Origin of the sequence: Vibrio sp. V23_P3S9T160, assembly GCF_963886625.1 — a bacterium.
GTDB lineage: Bacteria > Pseudomonadota > Gammaproteobacteria > Enterobacterales > Vibrionaceae > Vibrio > Vibrio anguillarum.
This window is the reverse complement of record NZ_CAWPDB010000049.1, coordinates 1-5,363: the sequence shown is the minus strand read 5'-3', so window position 1 is coordinate 5,363 and position 5,363 is coordinate 1. Positions and strand designations below refer to the sequence as shown.

At 42.1% G+C, this 5,363-nt stretch carries 9 protein-coding genes; 7 read left to right on the top strand and 2 right to left on the bottom strand.

Features of this window, described 5'->3' with window-relative positions; translation table 11 throughout:
- The first annotated feature begins 142 nt into the window (after nucleotides 1–142).
- Nucleotides 143–991, top strand: a complete 849-nt coding sequence (locus tag AACU59_RS03060; protein WP_337247336.1) for a hypothetical protein — start codon at nucleotides 143–145, stop codon at nucleotides 989–991.
- Nucleotides 992–1,027: 36 nt separating this feature from the next.
- Nucleotides 1,028–1,441 (top strand): VOC family protein, encoded by a 414-nt coding sequence (locus AACU59_RS03055; protein ID WP_094145675.1) that lies wholly within the window; start codon nucleotides 1,028–1,030, stop codon nucleotides 1,439–1,441.
- A gap of 138 nt (nucleotides 1,442–1,579) precedes the next feature.
- On the opposite strand, the gene AACU59_RS03050 is transcribed toward AACU59_RS03055, so the two are convergent.
- The gene (locus AACU59_RS03050; RefSeq protein WP_045571640.1) at nucleotides 1,580–1,870 is read right to left on the bottom strand and encodes a type II toxin-antitoxin system RelE family toxin; all 291 of its coding nucleotides are present in this window, start codon (nucleotides 1,868–1,870) and stop codon (nucleotides 1,580–1,582) included.
- Entirely contained in the window at nucleotides 1,860–2,108 is a 249-nt protein-coding gene (locus AACU59_RS03045; protein ID WP_045571639.1) for a type II toxin-antitoxin system Phd/YefM family antitoxin, read from the bottom strand. Before AACU59_RS03045 ends, AACU59_RS03050 begins: the two co-directional genes overlap by 11 nt.
- Before the next feature lie 317 nt (nucleotides 2,109–2,425).
- Between AACU59_RS03045 and AACU59_RS03040 the strand changes: the two genes are divergently transcribed.
- The 5 genes from AACU59_RS03040 to AACU59_RS03020 all read left to right on the top strand — a co-directional run bounded on the left by AACU59_RS03040 (nucleotide 2,426) and on the right by AACU59_RS03020 (nucleotide 5,216).
- Complete coding sequence (locus AACU59_RS03040; protein WP_094145674.1) at nucleotides 2,426–2,851, top strand: hypothetical protein; 426 nt, start codon at nucleotides 2,426–2,428, stop codon at nucleotides 2,849–2,851.
- 244 nt (nucleotides 2,852–3,095) lie between these two features.
- Nucleotides 3,096–3,353, top strand: coding sequence for a type II toxin-antitoxin system Phd/YefM family antitoxin (locus AACU59_RS03035; protein WP_000861987.1), 258 nt, complete (start codon nucleotides 3,096–3,098; stop codon nucleotides 3,351–3,353).
- Entirely contained in the window at nucleotides 3,341–3,643 is a 303-nt protein-coding gene (locus AACU59_RS03030; RefSeq protein WP_094145673.1) for a type II toxin-antitoxin system RelE/ParE family toxin, read from the top strand. The genes AACU59_RS03035 and AACU59_RS03030 overlap by 13 nt, the downstream gene beginning before the upstream one ends.
- 173 nt (nucleotides 3,644–3,816) lie before the next feature.
- Nucleotides 3,817–4,212 (top strand): DUF3465 domain-containing protein, encoded by a 396-nt coding sequence (locus tag AACU59_RS03025; protein WP_033931678.1) that lies wholly within the window; start codon nucleotides 3,817–3,819, stop codon nucleotides 4,210–4,212.
- 740 nt (nucleotides 4,213–4,952) lie between these two features.
- Nucleotides 4,953–5,216 (top strand): hypothetical protein, encoded by a 264-nt coding sequence (locus tag AACU59_RS03020; protein ID WP_161437755.1) that lies wholly within the window; start codon nucleotides 4,953–4,955, stop codon nucleotides 5,214–5,216.
- Nucleotides 5,217–5,363 lie beyond the last annotated feature (147 nt).

Genomic DNA, 5,363 nt, shown 5'->3' with positions numbered 1-5,363 from the left:
GCTTAAGAGGGATTCGCAATGCGTGGCATTTTCAGCATGCGGTGAGTTTTGTGATTAAGGCTGTGTGCGGTAGCTTTCGCAGTGCATTGCTCACCCCTTAGCAGGGCGTTAGGGCAATTCAAGTTTTGCGAAAGGAATAAAAATGGCAAATATAGGTACAGTAGATTTCTATATCGGAGTGCCAAGTTTACCTCGTGAAGATTTTGAAAGTTATTCGACACAGCTTTTCGACGAGTGGGAGCTTTATGTTGGGCAGAACTTAGAACTAAATGACTATTCTCTTGTACTAGAGGTTGAAGAGGGCTCAATAAAGGCCAAAGGTAAAATACTTGCTACTGCAAGCGTTTTGTATTTTGGCATCGCCCAATATGGTTCATTCATCTCTGGACTTCAAACGATAAGTAATCAAGTTAAGGCAATTGGTGACTATCTTGGGGAAAGAGCCAGCACGCCTTTTGACCTTAGTACAGTTAAACCTAAATTACGAAAGCGTGGAGAATCGCTTGCTCGTTTAGAAACTCTTTTTGCCAAAGTTCAGAGTGGTAAAATAACAGTCGAAATGGCAATGCAAGAGGCAGAATTAATCTTCGGTACAGAACTAGAGGAAGCTCCTGAATTTGTAAATTACCTCAAAGATTCTTTGGATCAAACGCCAGTAGTTCCTGAACAAATGGAATTAAGGTTAATCGACTATAATGGAGATGACTTAACTATTCCTGATCAGCGTCCACAAACGCCTCGAGAGCCTCAGCCGAAGCGTTCCCCACCTTCTGTAGATCAATTTAGAGTTGAAGTTTGGCGTGAAACTAAAAACGGTAAGTTACAAGTTTATAATAATTGCCCTAACAAACGCTTCAAGAGGGACAGCCGACGCGTGGCATTTTTACTATGCGTTGATTTTTGTGATTACGGTGTTATGCGGAAGCTTAGTAGTAGCGTTGGCTGCCCCTTAAGCGGGCGTTATGTGCTTTCTCGAAAAATCTCGAAGTAGTGTAGAATCCGGCTTTTGAAATCTTGAGAAGTCAGCATGTCTAAAGTGGTTCAACAGCAAATCGGCAATATCGCACTTGTCGTAGAAAACTACGATGATGCCATTGAGTTCTATACAAAAAAGCTTCAGTTTAGTTTGATTGAAGATACCGATTTGAGTGGTGGCAAACGTTGGGTTCAAGTTTCACCACCCAATTCGAATGGGACAAATTTACTGTTAGCTCAAGCGAGTACAGATGAACAAACTCAGTTTATCGGTAATCAGACTGGAGGTCGTGTTTTTCTGTTTCTACAAACGAATGACTTCTGGCGAGATTATGAGTTAATGAAGGCCAATGGTGTTGTCTTCAACGAAGAACCTCGAGTTGAAGAGTATGGGACAGTGGCTGTGTTCCAAGATCTTTATGGAAACAAATGGGATTTATTGCAACTGAACAAGGCTCACAAATAGCACGCACATAACAAACGCCTCAAGAGGGACTGTCAACGCGCGGCGTTTCCAGTCCCATTGAGCCACGGTGGTTTCGGCTGTTGTGTTTGAGTTTTGTGTTATGCGTTGCCAGCCCCTTAGGCGGGCGTTATACCGCAATCAGTCGTTGAGCCTTGTCATCGCTTTTCTGTATACATCGCTACGTTCACGTTTACCTACGGCTAAAACGGTAACAATAACTACGTCGTCTTGCACTTTGTATACTAAGCGATAGCCAGATTGGCGTAATTTGATCTTATACATGTTCTCTGACCCGGATAATTTGGATGCAGGAACATGTGGGTTAGCTAAACGCTCAATCAGTTTTTTCTTAAATTGCTGTTGCAAAGTAGCGCCGAGTTTTTTCCACTCTTTAAGTGCGCTACTTTTAAATTCAAGATTATAAGTCATCGATGCTCACCGAAATGCTTGATTCAGACTCGCGTTCTTTTGCTATAGCAAGTAGCTCAATATCTTCAAGTTTGTCCATCATCATTTCGTATGCGGCAGCTGGCACACAGTAAAATGCTGGCTCATTTCGGTTTAGCACGGCTACTGGTTCACCATAAGCACTTGAAGCAACCTTCATCGGGTTTGCTTTAAACTCAGTAATACTTGCAGCAACATCAGCTAATATTCTAGCAGTCATTTAAAAGCTCCTTAAAGCGGTCTTTAACTTGGTCATTTTAGTTGCAAACAAGCGGTATAACAAGGTGTTTAAGACGGATTCGCAACGCTCGGTGGCTTCAGTTCAAAGTTTTGCTTATGTGTTTATGGCACAATGTCTTTAGTTTTGGTGGTAGCGCTGCTCACCACTTAACACGGCGTTAGGTGTGTGGCATTCACAGTTTGGCTTTATTTTTGTTGATGCATTTTTCCTGATTATGTATAAGTCGTTTTGAAAATAACCTTTAACACCATGATTACATTAGTTTTTGCTAACCTTTAATAACATGGAGAATAAAGGTGGAAAAAAGTAACGAGAAAGTACAGTGGCTAGTAAATGCTATTCGGTTTCGTCAACCCTACACGGCTAATGATTTTCAAGTAACAGCATCAGAGCTGAAAGTGAAAAAAGAGAGTTATCACTTAAGTAAAATCAAGAGTATTGAACTGAAGCGTCTTGGCTTCAAAGATAACGTGGTTAAAGTGACAACATACGCCATTTTACTGTCAGCAGCGACTTGGGCTTTTGTACCTGAGTTTGGTTTTTTCGCGCTCATTATTGCTCTGATTTTGGCTTTGGTTTCAATGAGAAAGTATGAGTTGAAAGTAGAGTTTAAAGGTACAGATGAAACGGGTGATTACTGGGTATCAATAGCTCGTTGTTGGACGGAAGATGAATTTCATATTCTGGAGAATATTTATACTGAACTGAAAAGCAGAATCTAACACAGAGGCTCGTCAATTTTGGCGAGCTTTTGAGTTTATAGTCCCGCACCTAACAAACGCCTCAAGAGGGACTGTCAACGCGTGGCGTTTCCAGTCCCATTGAGCCGCGGTGGTTGCAGTTGTTGTGTTTAAGTTTAGTGGTAGTGCGTTGCCAGCCCCTTAGGCGGGCGTTAGCCGTTTGAAAGCTTGCTATGCTTAGAGTGATAGAATAGTATCACTTTGGTATTTCTTTGGAGCAGCTCAAATGAAAGTAGAACTTGTGACGTCACTAAAACGTCAGGCCACTAAGATCCTTGCCGATCTTCATGATACGAAAGAGCCAGTATTGATAACTGAGCACGGAAAGCCGTCAGCTTACCTTATTGATGTAGATGATTATGAATTTATGCAAAATCGTCTAGCGATCCTCGAAGGCATTGCTCGTGGCGAACGAGCTCTAGCGGATGGCAAAGTGGTCAGCCATCAAGATGCTAAGGACAGAATGTCAAAATGGTTGAAATAATTTGGACGGAGCCGGCTCTATCCGATCTGAATGATATTGCTGAATACATCGCACTTGAAAATGTCGTGGCTGCTAAACAACTGGTGCAAACCGTGTTTACAAAAGTTGAACGTTTGGCCGATTTTCCAGAGTCTGGGCGCATCCCACCAGAACTAGAACACCTCAATTATCGTGAAGTAGTTGTAAATCCGTGTCGTGTTTTCTACAAGTATGATGATGAAAAGGTTCGTATTCTTTTTGTTATGCGTGCGGAGCGAGATTTGCGTCGCTTAATGCTAACGAAACAGTAGGTTTGGTAAAAACGGCTAACAAACGCTTCAAGAGGGACTGTCAACGCGTGGCGTTTCCAGTCCCATTGAGCCGCGGTGGTTACGGTTGTTGTGTTTGAGTTTAGTGTTATGCGTTGCCAGCCCCTTAGGCGGGCGTTAGGTGAATGGTCAGTGGATTGAACAAGGACAGTTTTATGAAATGGTTTTTAGCTTTTTGGCTCGTTCTCGCAAGCTTTTTTTCGGTCGGCTTGCATGCCAATGACGCCGTTTTACAACAAGCTTATAAATCGCAACAAAGTGATATACAAGTTCAAGGATTCGGACAGGTAGTGAAAGTGTTACCTGATGACAACGATGGTTCAAAGCATCAAAAATTCATCTTAAAGCTCAATAGCGGACAAACATTGCTGGTTGCTCATAACATCGACTTAGCGCCGAGAATTCCGAACTTGAAAGTTGGCGATAGTGTTGAGTTTTATGGTGAATATGAATGGAACAAAAAAGGTGGGGTTCTTCACTGGACTCATAAAGATCCTCAAAATCGTCATGCTCATGGTTGGTTGAAACACAATGGGCAGGTGTACGAGTAAATTCACCTAACAAACGCCTCAAGAGGGACTGTCAACGCGTGGCGTTTCCAGTCCCATTGAGCCGCGGTGGTTTCGGCTGTTGTGATTGAGTTTGGCGGTATGCGTTGTCAGCCCCTTAGGCGGGCGTTATGCAACTCAGGTAAATTTAGGGTTTCAATCTTTTAGGATTTCTCCGGCCATTCGTTTGGTATTGTCGGCAAATGAGCTTTTTTATCCTCAAATTCGTGGTTAACTCAAGCCGTAAAACAGCTAAGGTTCTTTGTTTGCCTCAATCAATTTTAGCGCTGGTTCGTTGCCAATTCAGCGTGCGTAAAGTGTGGAAAGGGCAAGTTTATCGAGCATTTTGCACTTGCTGAAGGTTTCGCTCGTTAAGTTTTCCTGATTCAAAAGCTTGGTTTGTTGCTGAAAGGTGGACTTTGTTTTGGCGGCTCATTTATCACAGTTCTTGTTTGGGGTGGTTCTTGAATCACTCAACCATTGCAATTGTGGCTTTTGGTCGTGATAATTCAGTTTATCTCATTGAATTTGCATAACAAACGGCTCAAGAGGGATTGCCAACGCTTGGCGACTTTAGTGCAAAATTGAAGTTCAGTGTTTACAGTGTGTTTTTTGAGTTCGGCGGTGCGTTGTCAACCCCTTAGCCGGGCGTTATAAGCTCTTAATTCTGTTAATTAAGTCAACTTATGCGTAATTGATAATCTGTAACATCTCATAAGTTTAACTTGCTTATATGGATGCTTATGAAATCTTCATCTCGTAGTAAAAAAATTGCTATAGCTTCAAGTCTTTTCTTTGTCTTAGGATTGATATCTTTAAATTTTGAAGGTCTTGGTTTGTCACCAATTTTTATTGTTGTTGTTTCCTTCTTTATGGCAGTGGTTCACGGAGTTCTTCATTTTAGTGGACGAAAAAATGAAGATGTATTCGAAACATATCAAGAAGCAGCAAAGACTAAGGCATCTGCATTAGTCTCTGGTTTGAATAGCAAAGTAGAAAAACGCTAGCACGCTTATAACAAACGCTTCAAGAGGGACAGCCAACGCGTGGCATTTTCACTATGCGTTGGTTTTTGTGATTACGGTGTTATGCGGAAAGTTGGAAGTAGCGTTGGCTGCCCCTTAAGCGGGCGTTATGCAACTCAGGTAAATTTA

Excerpts from the sequence above, each read along its gene's own strand:
- AACU59_RS03060 (WP_337247336.1), top strand. The coding sequence starts at position 143 with ATGGCAAATATAGGTACAGTAGATTTCTATATCGGAGTGCCAAGTTTA.
- AACU59_RS03045 (WP_045571639.1), bottom strand. The coding sequence starts at position 2,108 with ATGACTGCTAGAATATTAGCTGATGTTGCTGCAAGTATTACTGAGTTT.
- AACU59_RS03035 (WP_000861987.1), top strand. The coding sequence starts at position 3,096 with ATGAAAGTAGAACTTGTGACGTCACTAAAACGTCAGGCCACTAAGATC.
- AACU59_RS03055 (WP_094145675.1), top strand. The coding sequence starts at position 1,028 with ATGTCTAAAGTGGTTCAACAGCAAATCGGCAATATCGCACTTGTCGTA.
- AACU59_RS03050 (WP_045571640.1), bottom strand. The coding sequence starts at position 1,870 with ATGACTTATAATCTTGAATTTAAAAGTAGCGCACTTAAAGAGTGGAAA.
- AACU59_RS03025 (WP_033931678.1), top strand. The coding sequence starts at position 3,817 with ATGAAATGGTTTTTAGCTTTTTGGCTCGTTCTCGCAAGCTTTTTTTCG.
- AACU59_RS03030 (WP_094145673.1), top strand. The coding sequence starts at position 3,341 with ATGGTTGAAATAATTTGGACGGAGCCGGCTCTATCCGATCTGAATGAT.
- AACU59_RS03020 (WP_161437755.1), top strand. The coding sequence starts at position 4,953 with ATGAAATCTTCATCTCGTAGTAAAAAAATTGCTATAGCTTCAAGTCTT.